The following is a 287-nucleotide window of genomic DNA, read 5'->3' as shown; positions in this document are numbered from 1 at the left end:
GAAGGCGATCATGTCCGACAGGGAGTTCATCGAGCCGCGTCACGCGACGCGTGGGCGCGACACCACCCGCGAGGCGGTCGTGGAGGCGTTGACGGTCGCCAACGAGGAGTCCGGATTCGGGCGCCGCGCGATGATCCGCAACTCGCTGTTCGCCGCTCTCGTCGCCTCGGTCGTGCCCGGCGTCGTCCTCTTCCGCGGACTCGCACCCGAGTCGAGCCCGGAGAACCCCTACGCGGGCGACCCGGTGCACCTGCTCAGCAACACGATGTGGAAGAAGGGCATGCGCC

General features: G+C 69.3%; 1 pseudogene. It reads left to right on the top strand.

Annotation, left to right across the window (positions count from 1 at the left end):
- Positions 1-10: 10 nt before the first annotated feature.
- Positions 11-287: pseudogene (locus tag PUW82_RS15070) on the top strand (cytochrome bc1 complex Rieske iron-sulfur subunit); the annotation flags it as partial.

Source organism: Microbacterium thalli, from assembly GCF_028737325.1.
Taxonomy (GTDB): domain Bacteria; phylum Actinomycetota; class Actinomycetes; order Actinomycetales; family Microbacteriaceae; genus Microbacterium; species Microbacterium thalli.
This window is presented reverse-complemented; position numbering and strand designations above follow the sequence as displayed.